The 26,231-nt window shown below is 71.6% G+C and carries 18 protein-coding genes; 10 read left to right on the top strand and 8 right to left on the bottom strand.

The window, feature by feature from the left end; all coding sequences use genetic code 11:
- The first annotated feature begins 32 nt into the window (after nucleotides 1-32).
- Both ABT057_RS21940 and ABT057_RS21935 read left to right on the top strand, forming a co-directional pair.
- On the top strand, nucleotides 33-905 hold the full coding sequence (locus ABT057_RS21940) for an alpha/beta fold hydrolase (protein ID WP_352344906.1): 873 nt from the start codon (nucleotides 33-35) through the stop codon (nucleotides 903-905).
- A gap of 341 nt (nucleotides 906-1,246) precedes the next feature.
- The gene (locus ABT057_RS21935; protein WP_352344904.1) at nucleotides 1,247-2,080 is read left to right on the top strand and encodes an alpha/beta fold hydrolase; all 834 of its coding nucleotides are present in this window, start codon (nucleotides 1,247-1,249) and stop codon (nucleotides 2,078-2,080) included.
- 84 nt (nucleotides 2,081-2,164) lie between these two features.
- Here the strand turns inward: ABT057_RS21935 and ABT057_RS21930 are convergent, their stop codons facing one another.
- Nucleotides 2,165-2,293 (bottom strand): hypothetical protein, encoded by a 129-nt coding sequence (locus ABT057_RS21930; protein WP_352344902.1) that lies wholly within the window; start codon nucleotides 2,291-2,293, stop codon nucleotides 2,165-2,167.
- A 271-nt stretch (nucleotides 2,294-2,564) separates the two neighbouring features.
- Between ABT057_RS21930 and ABT057_RS21925 the strand changes: the two genes are divergently transcribed.
- A complete protein-coding gene (locus ABT057_RS21925) occupies nucleotides 2,565-3,113 on the top strand; it encodes a sigma-70 family RNA polymerase sigma factor (protein WP_352344900.1) in 549 nt (182 codons plus the stop codon).
- Between the two features lie 21 nt (nucleotides 3,114-3,134).
- Here ABT057_RS21925 and ABT057_RS21920 read toward each other — a convergent pair whose 3' ends face one another.
- Entirely contained in the window at nucleotides 3,135-4,088 is a 954-nt protein-coding gene (locus tag ABT057_RS21920) for an AraC-like ligand-binding domain-containing protein (protein ID WP_352344898.1), read from the bottom strand.
- A gap of 257 nt (nucleotides 4,089-4,345) precedes the next feature.
- Between ABT057_RS21920 and ABT057_RS21915 the strand changes: the two genes are divergently transcribed.
- From ABT057_RS21915 to ABT057_RS21895, 5 genes are all read left to right on the top strand, one after another.
- A complete protein-coding gene (locus ABT057_RS21915; protein ID WP_352344896.1) occupies nucleotides 4,346-5,326 on the top strand; it encodes an alpha/beta hydrolase in 981 nt (326 codons plus the stop codon).
- Between the two features lie 331 nt (nucleotides 5,327-5,657).
- Nucleotides 5,658-8,426, top strand: coding sequence for a helix-turn-helix transcriptional regulator (locus ABT057_RS21910; protein WP_352344894.1), 2,769 nt, complete (start codon nucleotides 5,658-5,660; stop codon nucleotides 8,424-8,426).
- 233 nt (nucleotides 8,427-8,659) lie between these two features.
- The gene (locus tag ABT057_RS21905) at nucleotides 8,660-9,559 is read left to right on the top strand and encodes an alpha/beta fold hydrolase (protein ID WP_352344892.1); all 900 of its coding nucleotides are present in this window, start codon (nucleotides 8,660-8,662) and stop codon (nucleotides 9,557-9,559) included.
- 129 nt (nucleotides 9,560-9,688) lie between these two features.
- Entirely contained in the window at nucleotides 9,689-12,508 is a 2,820-nt protein-coding gene (locus ABT057_RS21900; RefSeq protein ID WP_352344890.1) for an AfsR/SARP family transcriptional regulator, read from the top strand.
- A gap of 289 nt (nucleotides 12,509-12,797) precedes the next feature.
- Complete coding sequence (locus ABT057_RS21895) at nucleotides 12,798-13,346, top strand: sigma-70 family RNA polymerase sigma factor (RefSeq protein ID WP_352344888.1); 549 nt, start codon at nucleotides 12,798-12,800, stop codon at nucleotides 13,344-13,346.
- A gap of 13 nt (nucleotides 13,347-13,359) precedes the next feature.
- Here the strand turns inward: ABT057_RS21895 and ABT057_RS21890 are convergent, their stop codons facing one another.
- The 4 genes from ABT057_RS21890 to ABT057_RS21875 all read right to left on the bottom strand — a co-directional run bounded on the left by ABT057_RS21890 (nucleotide 13,360) and on the right by ABT057_RS21875 (nucleotide 20,053).
- Nucleotides 13,360-16,143: a helix-turn-helix transcriptional regulator gene (locus ABT057_RS21890; RefSeq protein ID WP_352344886.1), complete on the bottom strand. Its 2,784-nt coding sequence runs from the start codon at nucleotides 16,141-16,143 to the stop codon at nucleotides 13,360-13,362.
- An 85-nt stretch (nucleotides 16,144-16,228) separates the two neighbouring features.
- Nucleotides 16,229-18,943, bottom strand: a complete 2,715-nt coding sequence (locus ABT057_RS21885; RefSeq protein ID WP_352344884.1) for an ATP-binding protein — start codon at nucleotides 18,941-18,943, stop codon at nucleotides 16,229-16,231.
- A 44-nt stretch (nucleotides 18,944-18,987) separates the two neighbouring features.
- On the bottom strand, nucleotides 18,988-19,302 hold the full coding sequence (locus ABT057_RS21880; RefSeq protein WP_352344882.1) for a hypothetical protein: 315 nt from the start codon (nucleotides 19,300-19,302) through the stop codon (nucleotides 18,988-18,990).
- Nucleotides 19,303-19,369: 67 nt separating this feature from the next.
- On the bottom strand, nucleotides 19,370-20,053 hold the full coding sequence (locus ABT057_RS21875; RefSeq protein WP_352344880.1) for a hypothetical protein: 684 nt from the start codon (nucleotides 20,051-20,053) through the stop codon (nucleotides 19,370-19,372).
- 143 nt (nucleotides 20,054-20,196) lie between these two features.
- On the opposite strand from ABT057_RS21875, the gene ABT057_RS21870 reads away from it, so the two are divergent.
- Together ABT057_RS21870 and ABT057_RS21865 are read left to right on the top strand one after the other, a co-directional pair.
- Nucleotides 20,197-20,487: a hypothetical protein gene (locus ABT057_RS21870; RefSeq protein WP_352344878.1), complete on the top strand. Its 291-nt coding sequence runs from the start codon at nucleotides 20,197-20,199 to the stop codon at nucleotides 20,485-20,487.
- 31 nt (nucleotides 20,488-20,518) lie between these two features.
- On the top strand, nucleotides 20,519-21,169 hold the full coding sequence (locus ABT057_RS21865) for a hypothetical protein (protein WP_352344876.1): 651 nt from the start codon (nucleotides 20,519-20,521) through the stop codon (nucleotides 21,167-21,169).
- An 89-nt stretch (nucleotides 21,170-21,258) separates the two neighbouring features.
- Here the strand turns inward: ABT057_RS21865 and ABT057_RS21860 are convergent, their stop codons facing one another.
- Together ABT057_RS21860 and ABT057_RS21855 are read right to left on the bottom strand one after the other, a co-directional pair.
- Nucleotides 21,259-25,659: an FtsK/SpoIIIE domain-containing protein gene (locus tag ABT057_RS21860; RefSeq protein WP_352344874.1), complete on the bottom strand. Its 4,401-nt coding sequence runs from the start codon at nucleotides 25,657-25,659 to the stop codon at nucleotides 21,259-21,261.
- Nucleotides 25,660-25,729: 70 nt separating this feature from the next.
- Complete coding sequence (locus ABT057_RS21855) at nucleotides 25,730-26,023, bottom strand: WXG100 family type VII secretion target (RefSeq protein WP_352344872.1); 294 nt, start codon at nucleotides 26,021-26,023, stop codon at nucleotides 25,730-25,732.
- Nucleotides 26,024-26,231: the final 208 nt, after the last annotated feature.

The following is a 26,231-nucleotide window of genomic DNA, read 5'->3' as shown; positions in this document are numbered from 1 at the left end:
CCGAAAGAGCAGGGAAGACGAGGAGAACAGAGATGGCAGGCATCGAACCCGTGCGATTCCGCGAGGGTGGGAAACGCCGCAGAAAGCTCATGCTCACGGCGCTGGCGATCGGGACGCTGCTCGCGGTCCCGGCGCTGTCCGCCGCCACGCCCGCCGGGTCGGCGTCCGCCGCGGACGCCGCGAAGGCGTCGGCCGTACCGAGCACACCGAGGCCGACCGTGGTCCTGGTCCACGGTGCCTTCGCGGACTCGTCGAGCTGGGACGCGGTGACATCGCGGCTCCAGCGCCGGGGGTACCCCGTGATCGGCGTCGCGAACCCGCTCCGTGGCCTGGCCGGCGACTCGGCCTATGTGTCCAGTGTCCTGGACACCATTCCCGGGCCGGTCATCCTGGTCGGCCATTCCTACGGCGGCGCCGTCATCACCGACGCCGCCGTAGGCCACGCCAACGTCAAGGCCTTGGTGTACATCGCCGCGTTCGCTCCCGACCAGGGCGAGTCCGGCCTGGCGATCCTCGGAAAATACCCGGGCAGCCGGCTCCCGCCGGCGCTGACGGTCCGGCCGTTCCCGGGCGGGCAGGACGCCTACGTCAACCCCGCGGATTTCCGGCAGGCCTTCGCCGCCGACGTGCCGGCCGGCAAGGCCCGGCTGATGGCGGCCGGGCAACGGCCGGTGGCGCTGGCCGCGTTCGCGGAACCCAGCAGCACACCTGCGTGGAAGACCATTCCCTCCTGGTTCCTGGTCGCAGGCGCCGACCGCGCCATCCCACCGGCCGCAGAGCAGGCCATGGCGCTTCGTGCGGGTTCCCACACCGAGGTGATCCGAGGCGCCTCGCACGCGGTCCTCGTCTCGCATCCCGACGCCACCGCACACGTCATCGAGGCCGCCGCCCGCGCCACCTCCTGACCCAGCATCATCCGCGATGGCTGTGGCTCCAGTTGAGTGATACCCCGTGAGCAGGGCGAACAGCGATGACTTCGGCCCACGTCAGCCGGACGTCGGTCAAAGACCCACCGGCAGAACGCCTGAGCGTCACTCATCTCGAGCCACACCCGTCCGCGACACCCCGGCGCGGACGCGCCGGCTCCGCGGTCCCGGCGATCCGCGATCTGACGACCGCGGGACCGGCTGATCGGGCTGCGACCGCCTTCTCCCACCATCACCCGCGGCGCCCGTACGCCGTCCGCCTCACCGCCCCGGCGCCGCCGCCGCACGCCGATCCACCGAGCCCACGAAGGGAAACCGACATGCCGTACATCACCGTCGGCCAGGAGAACTCCGCCGACATCGAGTTGTACTACGAGGACCACGGGAGCGGGCAGCCCGTCGTGCTGATCCACGGCTACCCGCTGGACGGCCACTCGTGGGAGAAGCAGCTCCCGGCCCTGCTCGACGCGGGCCACCGGGTCATCACCTACGACCGGCGCGGCTTCGGCCGGTCGTCGCAGCCGACCACGGGCTACGACTACGACAGTTTCGCCGCCGATCTCCACACGGTGCTGACCGAGCTGGACCTCACCGACGCGGTACTCGTCGGGTTCTCCATGGGCACGGGGGAAGTCGGCCGTTACCTGGGTACGTACGGCTCGCGGCGCGTCGCCAAGGCCGCCTTCCTGGCCTCCCTCGAACCCTTCCTGGTCAAGACCGACGACAACCCGGGCGGCGTCGACCAGTCCGTCTTCGACGGCATCCTGGAGGCGGTCACGAAGGACCGCTACGCCTACTTCACCGGCTTCTACGAGGCGTTCTACAACCTCGACGAGACGCTCGGCAGCCGGATCAGCGAAGAGGCCGTGCGGGCCGGCTGGAACGTGGCGGCGGGCGCGTCGGCGTACGCGTCGGTGGCCTGCGTGCCCACCTGGATCACCGACTTCCGCGCCGACGTCGCCAAGATCGACGTACCGACACTGATCCTGCACGGCACGGCCGACCGGATCCTGCCCGTCGACGCCACCGGGCGGCCCTTCCACGCGCTGCTGCCCTCGGCCGAGTACGTCGAGATCGAGGGCGCCCCGCACGGCCTGCTGTGGACGCACGCCGAAGAGGTCAACGCCGCGCTGCTGGCCTTCCTGGCCAAGTAATCGCTCAGCTCGGCCACGCACCGAGTGCCTGGTCCGTGACCGGGTGAAGGTACTCGCGGCTCGCCCCGCCGATGGCCTGTGCAGCTACGCCTCCTTGTTGCCGTGGGCGGCGTAGCTGCCGCGTCTCCTGATGCCCACGGCCTCGGACAGCTCCACGACAGGGGCGCCCTCGCGACTCCCGGCGCGGAACAGACGCACAGAGGACCACGCCATGCCCAGCGGAATCATCGCGGCCGGGGCCAACGGAACCGCTCTGGCCCAGCGCCACGTCGCCGTCGGCGAACAGGTGCTCAGCACTAACAGCCGCGGCCCCGAAACGGTACGGCGGCCGGTAGCCGTCACCGGCCCCGGCCTGACCCCGGAGCCGGTTCCGGACTGCCCTCGGAGGGGCTGGCCGCAAGCTGCGCACCGGACTCCCCCACATGGTCGGAACGGCCTGTGCGAGCAGCATCGACGGGCAGAACCTGACCCCGACGGGCTCGACATGACCCGCGCGGCCGGTCCGAGTGAGTCTGTGGCCGCACGCTGCGGGCACCTTCTGCGGATACTGGCAACCGACCACGCCAGACCACTCCTCGCCTACGTCGAACGCATACTGGGCGACCGCCACATGGCAGAGGACATCGTGCAGGAGACCCTGATACGCGCCTGGCACCACTCCGACCGGCTCTGTACCAACGACGGCTCCGTACGCGGCTGGCTGCTCACCGTCGCCCGCAACCTCGCCATCGACCGCATACGCAGCGCCTACTCCCGCCACGAGTCCCCAGGCACCGACCACCCGGACACACTCCAGAACGACCACGCCGACCCCGTCGCAACCTCGGTCGACACCATGGCCCTGCTGCGGCATCTCTCACCGGAGCACCAGGAAGTCCTCGTGCACACCTACCTGCACGACAGAACCGTGCAGGAAACCGCCCGGATCCTCGGCATCCCCCCAGGCACCGTCAAATCCCGGCAGCACTACGCACTGCGCCAGCTCCGCCACCGCATCCACACCCGCATGACGGCCGAGACGGCAGCCGCCTGAACCTACTCCCACCACGCCCCGTCACCCCTCCGAGCCGGCTCTCCACTCACTCGGCGAGGTGCCGTACGCCGCCCGAAACGCCCGGCTGAAATGTGCGGCGTTCGTGAAGCCCCAGCGGCGTGCCACCGCGGCGACGGTGGGGGTGACCGGGGAACGGCGGGACAGTTCGCCACGGCATGCGTCCAGGCGGCGGCGCTGGATCCAGCGGGCTGCTGTGGTGGACTCGCTCTCGAAGAGCCTATGGAGGTAGCGGACCGAGATGCGGTGTTCGCGGGCGATGAAGGCGAGGGTCAGATCGGGGTTCGCGAGGTGACGGTCGATGAACGCCTTGATACGGAGCAGGAGTGCGAGGCTGCCGCCGGGGGTGTCCTGGGTATCGCGGCCGAGCCGCTCGGCGAGGAGCGTTCCGACGAGGTCCACGGCACTGGCCGCCAGCCGTTCGGCTGCCGTGGGGGTGATGTCGGGGGCGTGGTCGGCCAGGCCCTGCAGGAAGGGCAGGACCACCTGGCCCAGCCCGTCGTCGTGGTGCAGCGCTGTCGCCGTGACACGCTGAAGGTCTCCCTCGGACTGCGGCAGCAGGGGGCGTGGCACCTGCAGCGCCTGCATCCGGAATCGCTGCGGGAAGCGCAGGGTGTAGGGCCGGGTCGTGTCGTACAACGCCACGTTGCCCGGGCGTAGTTCGGCGCTCCGGGCATCCTGGTCCACGTGGGCGAGGCCGTTGCGTTGCAGGCCGACGTACACGTAGTCGGCGCTGTCCCGGGCGATCAGCTGCGGCGTGCGGTCGACCCGGCCACGATCGCAGTCGATGGTGGTCGCCAAGAGCGGACCGAGCAGGTCGGTGCTGATCGTCCCGTTGAAGGGCTCGTCCTTGGGGAGGGTGATCCGCAGCGGGACGAAGGTACGGAAAACCTCTTCCTGCCAGTGCTCCAGAGGCTCACTACCGGGCGTCGACCGCACCGAGAACACAACGCTCATGTCCACTTCCCCAGGCTTCACGACGCAAGCATCGACAAGCGACGCCCAGCACCAGGACGTCCGAAGACGCAGACGCCCTGGCATGAAGTATCGGTTCTTCTGAAGTGCGGACGCTGAGGTTCCGGTCCGGTCGCCCGCAGCGAGTGCACGATGCGCACAGCACCGGTGCACGTTGGGCAAAGGCCGCCGCCGCCCGGCCTCCTACAGTGCGATGCGTCACAGCCCGACGCGCGGGCCCCGATCCGGGAGAATCGCCCATGTCGTCGTACACCGCATCGCAAGGGATCGTTCTGGAGCCGGTGGTCGAGGCGTTCACCCACTCCGCCTCCCCCGTCGAACGGGACGTACTCGGTGGCCGCAGGGCCGTCGAGCGGGCGCAGTCCGGCCGGGTCGCCCTACCGGAGACCGACGAGGAGTGGGTGACGGTCCCGGGCGGCCCGACCGGTGGCGTGCCGGTGCGGATCGTCCGCCCGCGCGGCACCACCGCCGTACTGCCCGTCGTCCTGTATCTGCACGGGCCCGGCTGGGTGTTCGGCGGCGCCGGCACGCACGACCGGCTGGTGCGTGAACTGGCGGTGGGTGCCGACGCCGCCGTGGTCTTCCCCGAGTACACGCGCTCGCCCGAGGCCCGCTACCCGGTCGCCATCGAGCAGGCCTACGCGGTTGCCCGGTGGCTGGCCGGCGAGGACGGACCGCGCGGGCTCGACGGTACCCGGATGGCCGTCGCGGGGGACTCCGCCGGGGGAAACCTGGCCGCGGCGCTGACTCTGCTGGCCAAGGAACGCGGCGATGTCCACTTCGCCCACCAGGTGCTCTTCTGCCCGGTCACCGACGCGGGCTGCGACAGCGGTTCGCACGACCAGTTCGCCTCCGGCTACCACGTGCACCGCGACACCATGCGGTGGTGCTGGGAGCAGTACGCACCCGACGCGGTCGAGCGTGCGCACAGCACGGTCTCGCCGCTGCGTGCCCGACTCGACGAGTTGGCCGGACTGCCGCCGGGCCTCGTCATCACCGCCGAGGCGGACGTGGTGCGCGACGAGGGCGAGGCGTACGCGGCCAGACTCCGGGCGGCCGGTGTGCCGGTCACCGCCGTCCGTTACCTCGGAGTCATCCACGACTTCGTCATGCTCAACGCCCTGCGCGGCTCCCAGGCCGCCGCGTCGGCCATCGCCCTGGCCTGCGACACCCTCCACAGCGCCCTGCACGACGCCCTGCCGACGGCTTCCCCTTCGTAGGCCCCTGCACACCGGGCCTCGCCCTGATGGACCACACCTCGCCGTAGGAGCCAGACGTGCTCACCCCACTCGTCCCCGTCGTCCTCGACCACGGCTCACGGATACCACCGTCCCGTCGGCAGAGGCGGATCGAGCTGCTCGAAGAGGCCGGTCACGCGGCGTCGACGGGCGCCGCCGTGATGCGGCGCCCGGTTCTGCCTTGCGCACCGGGCTGTCGGCTCCCGCCTCTCCCGGATCTTCTCCGGACTCGGCGTCGTCTCCTGTGACGCTCGCTTGCCTATTGGGGCGCGCCCGCGCCCGAGCTGGTCGGAACATTGCGAAGGGGAATCTCATGGTGTGGTCTACCGCTCATGAGGCGGCCGGGCCGCCGATGGTCGGCCGGCAGGCGGAGCGTGCGGCGATCGGAAGTCTGCTCGAATCGGTCCGTGACGGCTTCAGCGGAGTCCTGGTGCTCACCGGCGACGCGGGGGTCGGCAAATCCCGGCTTCTGGAGTACGCCGCCGAGGCCGCCCAGGACCTGACGGTCGTCAGGCTGGTCGGTGTGGAGGCCGAGACCCGACTGGGCTACGGCGCTCTGCACCGGCTCCTGCGGCCCTACCTCGGCCGGCTGTCGGCTCTGCCGCAGCGCCAGCGTGAGGCCCTGAGCGCCGTGTTCGGGCTGACCGATGCCGCGCCGTCCGACCGCCATCTGGTCGGGTTGGCCGCGCTGACGTTGCTCTCGGACGCGGCCACGGCGGCGCCGATGCTCTGCCTGGTCGACGATGTGCAGTGGCTGGACCGCGAGTCGGCGGAGACCCTGGCGTTCGTGGGCCGACGCCTGTACGCGGACTGCCTCGGGCTGCTGTTCGCCGGGCGCGACGGGACCGGCGACCACGACGTCTTCGATGCCCTGCCCGCACTCCGGCTGGAGGGACTCGCGGACGTGGAGGCCAGGGATCTGCTGACCGCCGGCGTGACCGGACACCTGGACCAGGCGGTCGCCGAGCAGCTCGTGGTCGGCACCGGAGGCAACCCGCTCGCGCTCCTGGAGCTCGCGGTGAGCCTGGGCTCGGAACAACTGGCCGGGGTGACGCCACTTCCCGAGCCGCTGCCGGTGAACCGGCAGCTGGAAGAACACTTCCGGCAGGCGGCGGCGCTGCTGCCCGCTGACACCCAGACGCTGCTGCTGCTCATGGCCACGACGCCGACGGACGACCAGGCGGCACTGTGGCGCGCCGCCGGCGCCCTGGGACTGTCCATCCGGTCCGCCACGCCCGCGGTCGCCGCAGGGATACTGAAACGCGGGACCATCGTCGAGTTCCGCCACCCGCTGATCCGATCGGCGGTCCACTCGGCCGCGTCCGCCGAGGAGCGACGCAGTGTCCAGGCGGCACTCGCCGCCACGAGCGCCCCCGAGCGCCGGGCCTGGCATCTGGCTGAGGCGACCGACGGTCCGGACGACAGCGTGGCCGCTGAGCTGGAAGCAGCCTCCGAACGAGCTCAGGCGCGTGGCGGATACTCCGAACAGGCCCTGGTCCTCACCCGGGCGGCGGAGATGACCGCGCATCCGGGCAAGCGGGCCGAGCGGTATCTCGCCGCAGCGGCAGCACACCTCACCTCCGGCAATCCGGCGGAGGTCCAGGCGCTGCTCGATGTCGCCACTCCCGACCTCACCGGGCCGGCCGCCCGGGTTCACGCGACACGACTGCGGGCGTCCATCGAGATGTTCTACGCCCGTCCCCGCGAGGTACCCGCGATGCTGCTCGACGCGGTGGCCGACCTGGGCTCCACCGATCCCGTGGCGAGCTGGGACCTGCTGCGCGAGGCGACGTACGCCGCGATCGTCGGCGGCCGGATGATCACGGGGACGACTACCCACGAGGTCGCCAAGGCCACCGCCGACGCCTGGCGTGAATCGGCGTTGCCCGCCTGGAGTCCCGATCCGCTGATGGCGGCCGTGGCACGCTCGATCGCCTACGGCTACGCCGCGGGAGCCCCGGCCCTGGCTGCGGCACTGGCCCAGCTGCGCACCGCCGACGATCTCCAGGAGCAGAATGCGTTCAGTGTCATGGTCAGCATGGCGAGCGACGAGTTGTGGGACATCGAGGCCAAGCGGGAGATCCTCGGGAAGCTGGTGACGTCGGACCGCGCTCGCGGAGCGCTCCACGGGCTCAGCCTGGCGTTGCTCGCCCTCGCCACCGCGGAGATCTGGGACGGCCGGTTCGCCGCCGCCCAGAGCTGCTACATCGCGGCGGACGACTACATGGCCGCGACCGGATACGTCGGGTCGGGAGACTTCAACAAGGCCCTGCTGTACGCCTGGACCGGCCGGGAAACCGAGCTGCGGGCCGCGGTCGCGACGATCAACGCCATGGCCGAGAACATGGGAATCGGATGGACGTACCGGTGGTCCGGCCAGGCCCTGAGCATCTTCGAGATCGGTCGCGGGCGGTACCAGGAGGCGCTCGACGCCCTGCTCATGGTGTTCGCCGAGCGCTCGGTGGTCCTCGGTGACGTCAACCTCGCCGGAATGGTCGAGGCCGGGCTGCGGGCCGGCGACCGGGAGGCCGCCGCCATGGCCATGGAACGCATGGAGGAGCGCGCTCCTGTGGCCGGAACCCCCTGGGCGCTCGGGCTGCTCGCGCGCTGCCGGGCCCTGATGACCGACGACGACGGAGCCGAGCAGCTGTACCAGGAATCGATCGCGCAGCTCGGGAAGGTCCCGGTGGCCGTGGAGCTGGCATGGTCGCGCCTGCTGTACGGCGAGTGGCTGCGCCGGCGCAGACGTCGTGCCGACGCCAGGGTCCAGCTGCGGGCCGCGTACGAGTCCTTCGCGTCCTGGGGAGCCGCGCCCTTCGCCGAGCGGGCGAGGGTGGAGCTCCTGGCCACAGGAGAGAGGGCACGCAAACGAACGGTCGACACCCAGTTCGACCTCACCCCTCAGGAACGTCATGTGGCGATGCTGGCCGCGTCGGGGCTGACCAACACGGAGATCGCCACCCAGTTGTTCGTCACCACCTCGACCATCGAGTTCCATCTGAGCAGGTTGTTCCGCAAGCTCGGGATCACGTCACGCAAGCAGATCGGGAGCAGGCTGGGTGACACCGGTTCCGGCGTATGACCGCGGGTCGTCGGCAGGCGCGCTCCGCCCGGCTCAGTCGGGTTACCCGGCCCGGAACGTCCATGGCCGCGCCCTTCTGAATCGTCCGCCCCCGTCTGTGCGGACCGGCTCAGCACCGGTCGGCGCGCCCTGGAACCGGGGTGACTCCCCAGTGCGAGCGGAACGTCGACCGGTGTGGAATACGACCGATCGGCCCCTTGGTGCCGGCGGGAACCGGTTACGAGGAGGCGGCGATGACGGGATCCGGAGCACTGAGGATGACGGATCACGCCGGCGTCCCGCTCACCCACGGCCGGCCACGGGTCAACGGGGTTGATCTGCACTGTGCGACGGGTGGCAGTGGCGACCCGGTCGTCCTGATCCACGGCGTGCCGAAGACCATGTTCTTCTGGCGCCACGTCATCCCACTGCTCACACCGCACTACACGGTCGTCGCCGTGGATCTGCGGGGATTCGGCGGCTCCGGACGTCCGACGACCGGGTACGACACGCGAACCCTGGCCGCCGACATCGCCGCGCTCATGGCAACGCTGGGACACGACCGATACCGCGTGGTGGGCGAGGACTGGGGTGCGGCCGTCGCCTACGCCGTGGCGGCCTTCCACCGCTCGAAGGTCGTCCAACTCGTCTTCCAGGAGACGAGACTGCCCGGCCTCCCGGTCCCCGACCTCGGGCCGCTCGCCGCCGAGGATCCCCGCGCCGGCTGGCATCGCTCGTTGTTCGGCCTGCCGCACTACCCCGAACTGCTGATCGCCGGCCGGGAGCGAGCCTTCTGGACGTACTTCATGCGGCGGATCATGTGGAACCCGAGCGCGTACACGGACGTCGACGAGGACGAATACACCCGAGGGCTCGAAGAACCGGGCGGCAACCACGCGGTGTTCGAGCTGTATCGGGCGACCGAGACCGACGCCGACCAGAACCGGCCGCAGTTCGCCGTCCCGCTGGAATGCCCGGTGCTGGCCGTCGGAGGGCGCGCCTACCTCGCCGCGGAGCCTGGGGAGCAGATGGCTCAAGTCGCGGTGAACGTCACGCCTGTGGTGATCGAGCAGGCGGGGCACAACATCCCGTTGGAGGCACCCGTCGAACTCGGGCGCTGCTACCTCGATTTCTTCGCGACCGCGGAGGAATGACAGTTCAGCGAGGACGATCGCAGCGCTGCGCCGACTCCCGCCGCACGCGCAGCCCTCCCCTGCACAGCCCCTGTGTCAAAAGCGCCGGATCCATGCCCGGTGCCCGAAAACCAATGGAATCAGCCGGCAATGCGTTTTCAGATCCTTGGACCCGTCCGGGTCTGGCAGGGCACCACCGACGTGAAGCTGGGCCCGCCCAAACAGCGGGCTCTGCTGGCCCTGCTCCTGGCGCACGCGGGCCAGCCCGTCCCCCTGCACGGGGTCGTGGACGCGCTGTGGCACGAGGATCCACCGGCCACCGCGGTGAACGTGATCCACCGCCACGTCGCAGCGCTGCGCCGGCTGCTCGAACCCGGGCTGCTCTCCGGCACCGCCTCGCACCGCCTGGTCCGCGATTCCGGTGGCTACCGCGTCGACGTGGCACCGCACGAACTGGACCTGCTGCGCTTCAGAACGCTGCGCCAGGACGCGCGCCGTTCGGCGCAGCGGGGCGACCGGGCTAAGGCCGTGGAGTTGCTGGTCGAAGCACTGGATCTGTGGCGGGGCCCGGCGGGCTCCGGCATTCCGCCCGAGGTCCGGGCTCTCCCGGTCTTCACCGCCGTGGACGACGAGCATGTCGCCGCCGTCAAGGAAGCGGCCGGGTACGTGCCCATCGCGGGTGCCGTGCTCACCGAGCACGTCCTTGTCACTCTCCGCCAAGCCGCCTCCCACCACCCGCTCGACGAAAGTCTGCAGGCCCGGCTCATCGAGGTGCTCGCCGCCGCGGGCCGTCAGGCCGAGGCCCTGGAGACCTACCAGGTCGTACGGGCGCGGATCGCCGACGAGATCGGCCTCGACCCCGGTCCCGAGCTGCAGGAGGCACAACTCACCGCGCTGAACCAGCCCCGGCAGCCCCCTGCGCAGGCACCCGCGGAGCCCGGCCCTGCCCCGGCGGCCACCGGCGCCCCGAGTCCCGCGCAACTGCCACGGGACCTGGGCGCCTTCACCGGCCGCAGCAGCGAACTCGGCCTCTTGGACACGCTGGTGCCCGAACCCGAAGATCCTGCCCAGGCCGTCGTCATCAGCGGTATGGCCGGGGTCGGCAAGACCGCCCTGGCCGTGCACTGGGCGAACCGGCTCGCCGACCGCTTCCCCGACGGACAGCTCTACGTCGACCTTCGGGGCTTCCACCTGACAGGGCCTGCTCTGAGCGGCCCCGAGGCGATGCGTGCGCTGCTCGACGCCTTCGGCGTGCCGGTGAGCCGCATCCCGGCGGGGCCGCAGGCACAGACCGCGCTGTATCGCAGCCTCCTGGCCGGTCGCCGGGTCCTGGTCGTCCTGGACAACGCCCGCGACTCCGAGCAGGTGCGTCCCCTGCTTCCCGCCCCGCCCGGCTGTCTCGCCATCGTCACCAGCCGCCACCAACTGCAGGGGCTCATGACCGTCGAGGATGCGCATTCGGTCACCTTGAGTCCGCTCGGCGAGGACGAGGCCCTCGCCCTCGTCTCCCGTCGGCTCGGCAGCTCGAGGGTCACCCGGGAGGCCTCAGCGGCGGCCGAGATCGTCGCCCTGTGCGGGCGGCTTCCGCTGGCACTGGCCATCGTCAGCGCGCGGGCCGCGCTCAACCCCGGATACCCGCTGGCCGCCATCGCCGACGAGCTGCGGGCGAGCCACGGCAGCCTCGACGCCTTCATGGGCGAGCCTCCCTTCGCCGACGCACGCTGCGTCTTCTCCTGGTCCTACCGGGCACTGACACCACGGGCGGCCGAGCTGTTCCGGCTGCTCGCCCTGCACCCGGGCCCCCACTGCTCCTCGGCCGCCGCGGCAAGCCTGGCGGCCATCAGCACCAGGGAGATCCGGTCCTGTATCGCGGAGCTGGTCAGGGCTCATCTGCTCTTCGAGAACGAGCCCGGCCGCTTCACCTCGCACAGTCTGCTCCGGGCCTACGCGGCGGAGCTGGTCGGCGAGTTCGAGACCTCGCACGATGTGGAGGCGGCCACCACTCGCGTCCTCGACCACTACCTGCACAGCGCCCACGCCGCGGAAACCGTCCTCGCCCCCCACCGCGAACGGATCACCCTGCGCCGCCCGGCCGCACACACCCTGCCCGAGCGGTTTTCCGACCAGCGCGGCGCGGCCGACTGGTTCGAGCGTGAACGGCCCGTGCTGCTGGCCGCCGTCGCGCAGGACGGCCGACACGGTGCCGGCGCCTTCAGCTGGCAGCTGGCCTCCGTGCTTGAGCTGTACCTGGACCGCAACGGACGCTGGCAACAGCAGCGGACGGTGCAGAGCATGGCCATCACCGCGGCGCAGCGGGGAGGCGACCTGCTGGGACAGGCGCACGGGCACCGCGCCCTGGGCTTCGCCCTGAGCCGGCTCGGGCAGTGGGAAGGCGCCCACGAACACCTCGACCGCGCCCTGCGGTTGTTCAGGGACCTCGGCGACATGTGCGGCCAGGCGCGCGTCCATCGCTACGAAGCCTTCATCGCCAACCGGCACAGCCGCCATACCGAGGCGTTGGAGCACTACCACCTCGCCGGTGAACTGTACCGAGAGGCCGGACATCCCAACGGCGAGGCGAGCGTGCACAACGAAGTCGGGTGGACGTACCTGCTGCTCGGCGAGTACGACAAGGCCGTCGACGAGTGCGGCCGCTCCCTCGCGATCCACCGGGAGACCGGCGACCGCAACGGCGAGGCCGCGGCGTGGGACAGCCTGGGGGTCGCCTACCGGCAACTGGGCCGGCACGACCAGGCTCTCGACGGTTTCCGCCGCGCTCTCGGCATGTATCGGCAGCTCCGCGACTCCTATCTGGTGGCGGACACCCTGATCCACATCGCGGACACACACCTCGCCGCGGGCCGGACGGACAGAGCGGCAGAGGCTCTGCGGCAGGCGCTGGACATCCTTGAGGACATCGGTCACCCCGACGCCGAGGGTGTCCGCGCGAGACTTCTCAAGACCGACTGAACCCCGAAGCAGCGCAGGAGCGTGTATCGCGCAGGGGCCGACCGCCGCTGTGGCATGCCCTCCGTCAGAATCTCGTCAGATTTTGGGCTTCGGCGTCTGCCTACGATCCCCGAACGCGTTGCTTCCGAGAGGAACTTCGCCGAAGCAGGCACGAAATGCGTCGTGCCCGTCGGCCGCCGGCTGCACACCCGGCTCGGCCGGTGTACCGCCTTGCCCGTCCTTCGGCGATCCCGCGAACCGTCCGTGCGAGCAGCGTCGACGGGCACAACCCGGCCTGAATGGGATCGAGATGACTTGCGCAGCTGTACCGAGTGAGTCTGTGGCCGCACGCTGCGGGCACCTTCTGCGGATACTGGCAACCGACCACGCCAGACCACTCCTCGCCTACGTCGAACGCATACTGGGCGACCGCCACATGGCAGAGGACATCGTGCAGGAGACCCTGATACGCGCCTGGCACCACTCCGACCGGCTCTGTACCAACGACGGCTCCGTACGCGGCTGGCTGCTCACCGTCGCCCGCAACCTCGCCATCGACCGCATACGCAGCGCCTACTCCCGCCACGAATCCCCAGGCACCGACCACCCGGGCACACTCCAGAACGACCACGCCGACCCCGTCGCAACCTCGGTCGACACCATGGCCCTGCTGCGGCATCTCTCACCGGAGCATCAGGAAGTCCTCGTGCACACCTACCTGCACGACAGAACCGTGCAGGAAACCGCCCGGATCCTCGGCATCCCCCCAGGCACCGTCAAATCCCGGCAGCACTACGCACTGCGCCAGCTCCGCCACCGCATCCACACCCGCATGACGGCCGAGACAGCAGCCACCTGAACCAGTTGCTTGTTCAGTCCTCGGTCACAGGGTCCGGTTCGCCGATCGCGCGGGGGATCTGCTTGCGGGAGGTGATGCCGAGCTTGCGGAACACCTTGTTCAGATGGAACTCGACGGTCGAGGCGGTGACGAACAACCGCGTCGCGATCTCCCCGTTGGTCAGCCCCGAGGCGGCCATGGAGGCCACCTGCCGTTCCCGCGGGGTGAGATCGAACCCGGTCTCCACCGTCCGTCGGCGGGCCGTCTCGCCGGTGGCCAGCAGTTCGGCACGGGCCCGCTCGGCGTACGGCACCGCCCCGAAGGCGTCGAAGCTCTGGTACGCGGCGCGCAGTTGCTTCCTGGCATCGGAACGCCGCCTGGCGCGGCGCAGCCACTCGCCGAACAGCAGCCGGGAGCGGGCCTGTTCCAGGGCCAGCGGCCCCTGGCCCAGCAGTTCGACCGACTCCTGGTAGAACTTCTCGGCGTCGTCGCCGTCCGCCGTCAGCGCCCGGCCGAGGGCCAGGGTGCCCAGGGCCCAGGGAGTCCCGGCGAGCGGGGCGCGTTCCTCCAGCCGAGCCAGGGCTCTGTCCGTGCCGACTCGGTCGCCGGTGCGTACACCGGCCTCGATGAGCAGCGGCAGAACGAGGTTGCCACAGGTCGGAGGGTCCTCCTCGAAAACCGCCCGTGCGTGCTTCATCGCCTCCCGATAGTGGCACTGCCCCACCTCGAACGAGGCCAGCGCGTGCTGCGCCATCAGGTGGTGCAAGCCCAGGCCTATGCTCCTCATCTCCGCGGTCCGCCGCACCGCCGCTCGCAGCTCGGCCTCCCGGCCGGTCAGGGCGAACAGGTGGAGCCTGTTGATGTCTCCGCCGCCGGGGAACCCGGTGGCAGCCACGATGTCTTCGAACTCGGCGTAGCGGACCTCCGCCTCCGTGAACCGTCCGTCCAAGAGTTCGTAGCGCGCCTCGACGAGCAGCGCGATGCTCAGCGCGTGCAGCGCGCCGGCGTCGCGCTCCGCCGCCGCCAGGCGGCTGGTGAGTTCACGCGCGGCGTGGACGTCCCACAGATCATCGCAGGCCATCAACAGCAACACCGCGAACGGACTGTTCGAGTCCCCGATCCCACCGCCGCCCAGCAACTCGTCCAGGGCGGTACGGACCACGGGCACGCCGTGCTCGTAGCCCTCGGCCACGCGACGGGCCAGACCCTCCATCAGCAGCTCCCGGCCGCGTACTGGGGAGTCCGGGGCGTGCTGCGCGGCGACGACGGCCGCCGCGACCTCGGTCAGCGACGTGCCCCGCGTACAGTCGTGGGCGACCAGTGCGGCGTGCAGCGCCTCGCAGAGCAGCTCCCAGGTCAGCCGCGGGTCCTGTGGGCCGAGCCTGGTCACGGCGTCCATCAGCATCGCCGGGACGTCACCGATGACGATCTTGAACATCTGCGCGGTCGCCCGCATCCGCAGCTCGCGGGCGCGCATCACCGGGCCACGGATGTCGGCGCCGGCCAGGTCCAGCGCGGTCCCTGCCGCCGGCGCGTCGCCGGACATCAGATGCGCCTGGGCCGCGTCGAGCAGCCGCTCGGCCCGTTTGTCCGGGTTGCCGGTGAAATCGGCGGCGCGCGACAGGAACAGGGCCTGCTGGGAGTAGCCGCCGCGGGAGCGGGCTCGCTCGGAGGCGGCATCCAGGTCGTCGGCGACGGCGTCGTCCATGCCCTCGGCGGCCTCGGCCCGGTGCCAGGCGCGGCGGTCGGCATCCCGCACGGCGTCGCAGACGGCGGCCAGTGCCGCGTGCACCCGGCGGCGCTCGCCGGGTTCGGCTCCGGCGTAGACCGTCGAGCCGATCAGGGGATGCCGGAAGGCCCTCGGCGTGTCCCGGCCGAGGATTCCCGCGGCGACTGCCGGCTGGACGGCGCGGGCGGACAGGCCCAGCCGCCCGGCGGCCCGCCACATCATTCCCGTGTCGTCCGAGGGTGCCGCCGCGAGCAGCAGCAACAGGGTTCCCGACTCGGGCGGCAGGGCTCGGATCAAGCGCCGGAAGTGGCTCTCAAGGAGCCGGCTCACTGGCAGCGGGTCGGGCAACGGGGCGATGCCGGACAGTTGCTCGGCGGTCAGGGCGTCGGCCAGTTCCAGCAGCGCGAGCGGATTGCCGCCGGTGCCGGCGACGATCCGGCCGGCCACGTCCGCGTCCACCCGCCGGGGGACGGAGGAGAGCAGGACCTCGGCCTCCGGCTCGGGCAGACCAGTCACGGTGTGCACGGTCAGTGCGTCGAACAGGCCGCTGTCCCCGAGCCCGTCGCGGACGGCGATGATCAGGCCCAGGGAGTCGGCATGCAGCCGGCGGGCGGTGAACGCGAGCGCCTCCGCCGACTCCCGGTCCAGCCACTGCGCGTCGTCCAGCAGGAACAGCAGCGGCTGATCGGCGGCGGCCTCGGACAGCAGTGTCAGCGTCGCCAGCCCGACCAGATAGCGGTCCGCGGGCGGCCCCGGCACGAGGCCCAGGGCCGCGTCCAGCGCGGCCCGCTGCGGGCCGGGCAACCGGCCCGTCCGGTTCAGGAACGGCCGCAGCAACCGGTGCAGGGCGCCGAAGCCGAGACCGGTCTCGGGCTCGACCGCGGTCAGCCGGACCACGCGCAGTTCCGCGGCCCGGGCCGCGGCGTACTCCAGCAGTCGGGTCTTGCCGATCCCGGGTTCGCCGGTCAGGACCAGTGCTCCGCTGAGGCCGTCGCGCACCGCGTCGAGCAGTCGTCCGATGGCTTCGCGTTCGGCGTGGCGGCCGACCATCGGCGGCCCGGATGCGTGCTGGACGCCGTTCCACACCATGGGATCGCTCCCCTCTTGTCGATGTCCTGACATGGGGAACGCTAGGAACGCCGAGCGGGCGGAAGCGAGCGTCATGTGACGGTGGTCAACGCAGTGCGCCGACCACCGTGCGCAGCTCGGCGCGCGAAACCACGCCCAGCTTGGGGAAGATCCGGTGGAGATGCGAGCTGACGGTACGGTGCGACAGGTAGAGCCGCTGGCCTATCTCGCGGTTGGTCAGCCCGTCGGCGGCGAGGGCCACGATCTGCAGTTCGTGGGCCGTCAGCTGGTCCCGGGCGTCCGGGGCCCGACGGCGGCTGGTCTCGCCCGCGGCGCGCAGTTCCCGGCGGGCCCTCTCCCCCCAGGGGATCGCACCGAGCGCATCGAACATGTCGCGGGCGGCACGCAGGTGGTCGCGGGACTCGACACTGCGCCGCCGACGCCGGAGCCATTCGCCGTAGGCCAGGTGGGTACGGGCCCGGATCAGCGGCCAGGCGCTGAGGTCGGCGCTCAACGCGAGCGCGAAGAGCGGGTCGGCGTCCTCGTCGGCGGCCAGCAGCGCCCGGGCCAGACGCAGTTCGGCGTGCAGCACCGGCGCGGAGGTCACCGTGGCGACCTCCTCGAGCTCCGTCACGATCGGGAGCACGGCCTCCGGCCGGCCGCAGTGCATCGCCGCGTCGACGAGATCACCGACGGCCGTGAGCCGCAGGGCGACCTGGAACGCGGGATCCGCCGGATCGTGCAGCCGGCGGAAATGGCCGAGGGCCTCCTCGAACCGCCCCGCGCCCAACGCGGCCAGTCCGCGTGCCATCGACGCGGTGGCCAGCACCGGACGTGCCCCGGCCGGCAACCCGATCTCCTCCGCCTCCTCAGCCAGCTCCAGAACGGAATCCGTCTCACCGCGCAACGCGGCCAGCTTGGCCGCGGTGGCGGTCATCAACGCGTACATCATCGTCTGGCTGGTCTCGCGCGCCAGCCTTCGTGACTCCTCGGTCGCGGCGATCGCCGCGCCGAGGTCACCGACCACGAGAGCGCTCCACGCGTCCGCGCCGACCGTCCGGGCCAGCAGCCCCAAGCGTCCCTGGGCACGCAGCGGCGCGCCACCGGCCGCCGAGAACGCGCGCGCCAGGTCGAATCCGCCGACGAGGAGCGAGGCGGTGCTGAGCATGCGGTAGGCACGGCCGTCGTCGCCCTCTTTCAGGGCGACGTGCCGGGCACGCTCCAGGACGAAGGTGCCGCGGTCGACCGGTGCGACGTAGGCGCAGATGGCCAGCCGCCACGGATCGAGTTCGTCGAGCTCCATCCGCTCCACGGCCTGCAGGACCGTGCGGCGGCCCTGCGGGCCCGGGTCGGACCAGAAGCACAACTGCGCGGCGCTCCACAGGATCCGCAGCGCCAGCGCACGGTCCTCCGCGGCCATCTCCTCGGCAAGTGCCGTCAGGGAGTTGGCTCCTGACGAGTGGCTGTGCAGTCCCTCGTCGAAGCTGCCGCGCAGCCAGACGACCGTGGCGTGCTGCCGCCGCGACAGCGGCCCGGTGAGCGCCTGGTCCAGCAGCCGGGTCACGGTCTCGGGCCGGCCGAGCTCGACGGCGAAGTCGGCGGCACGCAAAAGCCGTTCCGCTCGTCGGTCGGCGTCCTCGCTGAGCGCGGCGGCCTGTTCGAGGGCTGTGACGGCCGCCGCGATGCCGCCGCGGCGGGCGGCCCGGTGAGCGGCGTCCTCCAACGCGGCGGCGACCGACTCCTCCGGGTCGTCGGCCGCGGCGGCCCGGTGACGCAGCTGCCGGTCCGGATGTTCGTCGAGCACGGCGGCGAGTGCGGCGTGCGCGGCGTGGCGAACGCCGGTGGGCATGGTCTGGTGGATCGCCGACCGCATCAGCGGATGCCCGAACCGCAGGTCGCTACCCACGACTTGGACGAGCCGGGCGCGCACCGCCGGATCGAGTTCCGCGGTTCCGGCCGTCGCGCCGGTGAGCTGCCGGGTCGCGCGGTAGATCTCGGTGAGCGACGAACTGTCGTCGAGGGCCGCGATCCGCAGCAGACTGCGGGTGATGTCGGGCAGGGTCTCCAGACGGTCGGTGAAGGCCCGTTCGAGCCGCTCGGTGAGGGGCAGTCGGGCGATGTGCGGATCGGCCGACGCGCCGAGGGTGCGGGAGAGCTCGGTCAGGGCCAGGGGGTTCCCGGCAGCCTCGGCCAGCAGTCGGCGATGCGCGGTCGGCCGCAGCTCCGGGGCGCGGTCCGCCAGGAGCTCCGCGGCCTGGCCGTCCGTGAGCGGGCCCAGAGGCATGGAGGTGAGTTCGTCGGAGTTCAGACGCGACCGGTAGCCGTCGCGTGCGGCTCCCACGATGACCACCGGCTCGGTGTCGACCCTGCGCGCCACGAAGGCCAGGACACTGGCGGTGGCGTCGTCGAGCCACTGGGCGTCGTCGACCAGGACCAGCACTGGCGCGACCGCGGCCGCGTCGGCCAGGAGGTTGAGCACCGCCAGACCGACCAGGAAGACGTCGGGGACGCCGGCGTCGGCGAGTCCGAGAGCGGTGTCCAGGGCCTGCCGGTGCGGGGCGGCGAGCTCAGCGGCTCCTGCGGCCAAAGGACGGAGGACGAGCTGCAGACCGGCGTAGGGGATGTCGCTCTCGGCCTCGACACCGCTGGTGCGCAGGACCCGGTAACCGAGACCCTCGGCGAGGGCGGCGGTCTCGGCGAGCAACGCCGTCTTCCCGATGCCGGGCGCCCCGCGGACCAGCACCGCACTCCCGTGGCTCCGCGGCTCGGCCAGCAGCCGGCGCAACAGATCCAGCTGATCATCCCGACCGATGAGCTCCACGTTCCCCCCATCAGCCGGGTCCCCGGACTCGGTCTTTATGGAGGTCAGGATACTGCGCCGCGGCCGACGACCCCAACGGGAGACCAGGATGCGATGGACGCCCGCTTCGCCTCGGCCCCACGACCAGGCGGTGTCCGCCGGCTCTTCCGCTCGGCCGCCAGGGAGCAGCCGCCCAGCAGCCCGGCGCCGGACTCCAACCGCGGTGCCTCGTCGGCGTGTTGCGGCAGCAGCCCGCCGGCCGGCGCGCCGGCTGTCATCGCCAGGACCGAGACCACGCGGCACACCCTGACCCGGTTCGAGGCCCGGCCGGCGACCAGGACGACGTCAGCACGGGCCGCCTGGCCGACCGGCAACAGCATCGTCCCCTCCGGCCCGCGCAGGAGGACGCATGGCGCTCCGGGATGTTGCGCCCACCAGTGAGCGGTGTCAGCGCACCGCCTTCTGCCCCGTAGGACCGACAGCGAACCACTTGCCGTCGAGGCCCTGCCCGTTCAGGTCACCGGCCCCGGCATCGCCGGAGAAGCGGTAGACGGGCCAGCCCCCCACCGTGACCTGGACCTGGCCGTCCTGCCGGCGGATGGCCCCGACCTCCTTCGGGTTCACACCCGCCAGGTAGACGTTGCCGCCGTCCTTGATGATCACCGGGGGCCACTTCGAGGCGCAGGCGTCATTGCAGTTCGACTGGGACGGAGCGGCGGTGTCGCCGTCGAAGCGGTAGAGCGCCGCCTGGTTGATGTTGATCAGGTGGGCCACCGGCAGCTGCGGCGAGGTCACCGCCGACAGCTGCACCCACTTGGGCGGAGTCTCCTGCACCGCCGCGCCGACCACCGTGCCGCCGGTGCCGTTGAGGCCCGCGTCCCGCGCCGTGGAGTCCACCACTTGCAGCGCCGAGTTGTCGGCGCCGCCCTGGCCAGGCGCGGCAGTCGTGGGGGCCGCCGAGGACGTGGCCGGGGCGGGAGCCGGGGTGGACGGACCCTTGCTGTCACCGATCTGGATCGTCTTGCCGCAGGCGGTCAGGCTCGCCACACCGCACACCGCGAGGGCGGTGACGACGGTGACACGGCGCTTGGCGGTGCCGGGGGACAGCAGGCCACTGAGAAACGAGGTCATGCGAGAGACACGACACAGCAGCCGCCGAGGGTTCAATGCCGTGCCCGGATCGCCTCGCGCCCGGCCCGGTTGAACGATCCGGCGCTGTGGCCTCGTGTCCCTCGCAGAGACGGATGGCCAGCGCACAGGAACGGGAGCCGGCAGTGACAGACATCCACATCCCCGATGACGCACTCAAGGACGGCGCGAAGAGAATGCGCCTCGTGCAGGACAACATCGACATCGGACGCACCACGTTCGACTTCGATGCCGCCTTCGGACGCGAGCTGTCCAGCGGCGCCGCACGGAACTTCGAGGACCGGTGGAACGACGGCAAGCACCAGCTGCAGAAGCAGGTGGGGGGCATCATCGACGCCATCACCCAGATCTCCGACGCCTTCGCCGAGGCGGACCGGCGCTCGGCGGCGAGTCTCGACGACGGCCAGGGCAAGTGACCTCCCCGACGGACACGGTGAAGGGTGACCGATGAGCACGGCACAGCGATTCCTGCTGGAGATCCCCGACGGGTGGGACCAGGTCGATCTGAGCGGCGAGGAGATGGCGCGGGTCCGCGCACAAGCTCTCGCCGCGACCGACGACCCGCGGCAGAAGGCCGAGATCAACGACATGTTCCGTCAGGGCCGTGAGGTGACCCGCGCCGCTCGCCGCTACGGAGCGCTGCTGGCCTCGGGCACGGCGACCATGTACCCGGACGGACTCTTCATGGCGTACGGCATGGTCTTCGCCGTCACCACACCCGAAGGCCAGGAGCTGACGCTGCCCGTGCTGTCCGCGCAACTGGGTGTCTCCTCCGGCACCGGTGCGGCACCGAAGGACCGCGTGATCACCTCGGTGGAGGTGCCCCATGTCGGCCCGGCGGCGCGCGTGACCGGCACCGAGGTGACACGGGTGACCGCGGACATCTCCGTCAGGCTGCTGACGATGCACACGATGATGCCGGTGCCCGGCACCACCCGGGACTTCCTCGCGGTCTCCCTCGCCAGCCCCAACCTGCCGTTGAAGGACGAGGTGTACGACCTCTTCGACGCCATCACGAGCACGTTCCGGTTCATCACCGACGACGGAGTCCAGGTCCCCGCGGGAGCGAGCAGCACCGGCGAGAGCCCCTCCGGCTGAATCCCCGGAAGGGCCCTGTACGTCACTGCGGGGGGGGACCGTCGTACGGACGGCCGCCCCGCAGTGGACGTGAGGATCACCCCCGCCCTCTACCGGTCCGACTCCAGGTATGGCACCTGCACGGTCCTCAGCACCCCGTCGCCCAGGTGCAGCAGACCACGCCCCGGCTGCGGGGCCTGGCCGACGACACCGCGGCTCAGCTTCACGCCGATGACCTCGCCGTCGCTCAGTCCCTGCGGGGAGAGGAGCATGCCGGTGCGGTTGCGCTTCACCTGGCCCATCCATCCGGCCAGGCTCAGCGACAGCGACTCGGCGTTGCCGGCCGCGAGCACGCCCCAGCCGGTTCCGGCGCCGCCGCGGGCGAGCAGCGCGAGGTCGGAGTCGATCTCGGCGCCCATGAAGAGTTCGGCGTCGTCGACGACGATCACGCCATACTCCTGCGAGACGTTGTTGAGTGCCTGCCGGAAGTCACCCACCGGCACCTCCGCGTCGGTGATGACGGTGACCACGCCCGGCCGTCCCTGCAGATTGCGCAGAGGTGAGCGCCGCGGGGCCAGCACGATCAGGCCGGTGCCGGCCGCCAGCAGCGACTCCGCCGCCGTGAGCAGGGTGGTGCTGCGTCCGGTGCGCGGCGGCCCGGCGATCACGAAGGTCGGCACGTCCGTGAGGTCGGGACCGAGCGAGGTGAGGGTATCCCCGCCGACGGCCACCAGTGGACGCATCGGTCCCCCCGCGATGTGCAGGGCGAGGGCGTCGGCGTACGTGATCCGGTCGGGCAGGACGTCCAGCCGGAGCGCGCGGCGGGCGTCGGGGACCGCGGCCTCACGCTCGGTCAGCTGCCGGCCCAGCGCGGCCAGGACATCGGCCTGCGCGGTGCCCGCCAGGTCCTCGCCGAGCACGGCGATCTGGGCCTCACTGAGGTCCTGGGGGCGGATGCCCCGGCCGGGCGCGGGGTCGGACGGCGCGGACTTGGTGGGGATTCCCACGCCGGAGTAGTCCTGGCGGTCGTTGAGCCTGAGGACGATCTTGTCCTCGGTAGTGCCGGAGAAGCGGCTGCTGCCGAGCACCCGGTCTCCGGCCAGTACGACGTGGATGCCCACGCCCGCACCGTCGCGCAGCAGGCGCAGCATGCGCTCCATGTAGCTGCCGTTGTCGTACGAGGTGAACTCGCGCTCGAAGACCTCGAACCGGTCGACCAGCAGCACGATGTGCGCGAGCCGCTCGTGCCGTGGCTGGCTGCTGCGCAGTTCGGTCAGGTCCGCCGTGCCGCGCGCGCCCAGAATGCTCTGGCGCCCGGTGAGTTCGGCGGCGAGGCGGTCCAGCAGCCGGCCCAGCCGCTCGATCTGGGTACGGTCGACGACGGCACCGCAGTGCGGCAGTTCGGTGAGCACGTTGAGCGCGCCGTTGCCGCAGTCGATGCCGTACAGGTGCACGTCGTCGGCCCCGTGGGCCTGGCCGAGCGCCGCGGACAGGGTGCGCAGAGTCTGGGAGCGCCCGCTGCGGGGCGAGCCGATGATGTGCAGATGGCCCGTCCGGTCGAGATCGAACGTCAGCGGCGCCCGGCTCTGCTGGGCGGGCAGGTCGACAATGCCGTACGCGACCGGAGGCAGCGCTGCCTCGCGTTCGGCGGCCGGCTTCGGCGCGGGTGCCGCGGTCCACGGCAGCAGTGCGGGCAGGGGCGGCAGCCACGGGCTGGGCTGGCGCGGCACCCCGGCCAGCGTGGCGGCCTCGGCGACGGCGCCGACGAGCACGGCGAGGTCGGTGACGGCCTCGGTCTGCGCCGCGGAGGAACCGCCGCGTGCGCGCAGATTCGGCAGCGGGCCCCCGAGAGCGTTCCAGGACACCGGCGTCGCGCTGACGGCCACCTCCGTCCCCGCGGCGGGCAGGCCGCCCGGACGGCGGCCGCCGACGCGCCCGGACTGGAACGGCAGCAGCGCCGAGGGACCCAGCCGGGCATAGGCACGGCCGGGGTTGGCCGGGGAGATGTCACCGGAGTCGGGAGCGTCGATGATGTCCCGGCTCTCGCCGGTGTCGGTGGTGCGCAGCGCGATCCGCAGGTTGGTGTTGGCACGGATGTCGGGGGTGACCGCGCCGCCGGGCCGCTGGGTGGCCAGCACCAGATGGATGCCCAGGGACCGGCCGCGCTGCGCGATGTTCACCAGGCCCGAGATGAAGTCGGGCAGTTCGCGCACCATGGAGGCGAACTCGTCGATGACGAGCAGCAGTCGGGGCAGTGGCGGCAGGATGTTGCCGCCCCGCGAGCGCTTGTCGAGGTAGTCCTCGATGTCCTTGGCGCCCGCCTGGGCCAGCTGCGTCTCACGGCGGCGCAGTTCGGCACCGAGCGAGACCAGGGCCCGCTCCACCAGCCGGGTGTCCAGGTCGGTCACCAGACCGACGGTGTGCGGCAGGTCGGCACATTCGGCGAATGCGCTGCCGCCCTTGTAGTCGACGAGGACGAACGTCATCTCGTCGGGCCGGTTGACCACGGCGAGGGTGGCGACGAGGGTCTGCAGCAGCTCGGACTTGCCGGAGCCGGTGGTGCCGGCGATGAGGGCGTGCGGGCCGTCGCGCACCAGGTCGACGGCGAACTCCCCGTCATAGCCGACGCCGAGGACCGCCTTCGTGGACCGGCCGCCCAGGGACCAGCCCGCCGCCAGTGCCTGTGCGGTGGGCGGCTCGATCTGCAGCAGATCCAGCAGCCGTACGGATCCGGGCAGCGCGCTCTCGTCGCTGTCACCCACACCTCGCAACGGGGCGAGCGCCCGCGCGAAGTCCTCGTACCAGGCGGGCTCCGGGGAGTCGCCGCGCACGTTCTCCAGCGCGGCGGCGGAACCGGTGCGTACCTTGGCGATGCCCGTGCCGGCCTCGGTGACGACGACGGCGCCGCACTCCTCGGGCAGCAGCCGCTCCTCTCGGTCGATGCAGAGGGTGTGGACTCCCACCGCCGGCCCGTCGCGCAGCAGGGCGATCACGCCGGGCAGTGAACGGGCCCGGCGCGCCTCCTCCAGGACGACGAGGATGTCGGGGTAGCCGTTGGCACCGCCCCGCGTGATGTCCGGTCCGGCCGCGCCACGGGCGGCGACGATCTGGCCGAGTTCACCGACGCGGCGGGCCAGCGAATCCGCGGTGCTGCCGATCAGGGCGTAGGCGTCCTCGCCCTGCGCCTGGGTGTGCGGCAGCCAGCGGGTCCAGGACCAGTCGCGTTCGCCGGACGGCCCGGCGAGGACGACGATGCGCAGGTCGGTGGGGCTGTGCAGGGCGGCGGCCTGAGCGGTCAGCCATCCCGCCAGCCGGGTCGCGCCCGATCCGGCGGCACCCGCGACACCGACCCGGCGCAGGGGAAGGGCAACCGGCACCTGGTACAGCCACGGCACGGTGTTGCGGCGGTGCTCGTCCTGCTCCGGGTCGTCGACGCCGACCGACGACGGCAGATCGGCGGTGCCCGCGCGCACGGACAGGAAGTCCGGGTCCTGCCAGCGGCGTTCCCACAGCCGTTCCGACGGCTGGACCGCCATCTGCAGCAGCGTGGCCGGATCGGGCAGGGAGAGACGGAGGTTGTGCTGTTCGTCCAGGACGGCGGCGTCTATGTCGGCGCGGACGCCGGCCACCGCCCGGTCGTACTCCTCCTTCTTCTCCAGGTACTTCAGCATCGCCTGCTTGCGCCCGCCGAACTGGGTGACCAGGGCGGCGATCGGTGAGAGCAGGGCGATGAAGACGAACGACCACCGGTGCGTGACGAAGATGGCGATCACGGCGCTGCCGGCCGGCAGCAGCAGGATCGGCAGCAGTGGGATGGGCCGCTTGTCAGGCTTGACGGGAGGCGTGGGCAGCCGGAACTTCGCCCCCGCCGCGGGCGGCAGGAACCTCGGCGGCCGGTTGAACTCCAGGCCGAGCCCGTCCTCCGCCGCGACCAGTGGTGCGCGCGCCGTTCGCCTGGAGGTGAGCTCGAGCAGGATGGTGCCGACGGCGAGCTGGCTGCCCTCGCGCCAGGGGGACTGGGGGCGCGTGGGCTTGCCGTCGAGCAGAGCGTTCTCGGTCTTGAGAAGATCGGCGCGGCCGTCGAGGTGGACGCGTACCCGTGCCGCGAGCGCCGGGGCGCCCTCGGCCAGGCGGATACGGCAGCCCGGGGCGGTGCCGATGTCGTAGTCGCCGGGGACCAGGCGGTAGGTAATGCCCGCGCCAGGCCCGGAGACGATGCGGACCTCGGTGCGGCCCTCGGGCTCGGCCTCCCCGGAAACGGGAGCGCCGAGCCCCAGGTCCATGCCGTCCCGCACGCCCGCGACCTGCAGAGTTCTGCGCGGGTCGACGCGCGTCGAGCCGATGTACAGGGCCGGCTCCGGCGGCGCGGTGCCGTCGGCCCCCGCGTACCCGACGGCGCGTGCCAGTTCGGACGCGAACCTGCCCGCGGTGGCGGTGGGTTCGGTCTGCACGGAGACGGTGGTGGACGCCTCCTCGGCCCGCGGGTCACGAACGCTGACGGTCAGTCGCACTGCACATCGTCCTTCTCGAATAGCGGTGGGTCGGCCCCGCACGCCGAGGCGGCGAGCCGGGCCGGATGGGTCAGGACAGGGCGGAACCGAGCTGGCTGTCGGTCTGGTCGAAGGCCTCGCCGACGGTCTTCACGTACTGGCCGATGCCCTGCAGACCCTGGTTGACCTGCTCGAAGCCCTTGGCGAACTCGTCGAAGAACGGCGAGAACTTCTGCTGGGCGGCCGGGGTGCTGTAACCGTCGGCGAGCAGGGTGGTGATCTTGCCCCTGACCTCGTTCAGCTTGTCCTGGAGTTGGGAGAAGTCGTTGAGCAGAGCCTGCGACGTCGACGCGGTGGTGTCGGAGTTGACGCTGTAGTTGGGCACGGAAGTACTCCTTGCTGGTGGTTGGTGCCGTCCATCCGTTCAGGGATGGAGAACTGGTAGGCGTGGGGCCTAGCCGCCTTGGCCGTCGGTCGGCGGGGCGACGGGTCGCGCCGCCGACGCACCGTCCGGGACGGTGGGCGAGGGCGGCAGCGGGACGTCCACAGGGTTCACCGGGACCGGGGTTGCGGGCCGCGGATCAACCGGAGAC

Source organism: Streptomyces sp. NPDC002588, assembly GCF_040295925.1.
Classification (GTDB): Bacteria; Actinomycetota; Actinomycetes; order Streptomycetales; family Streptomycetaceae; genus Streptomyces.
The sequence above is the reverse complement of the archived record's forward strand: the minus strand, read 5'-3'. Positions and strand labels throughout refer to the sequence as shown.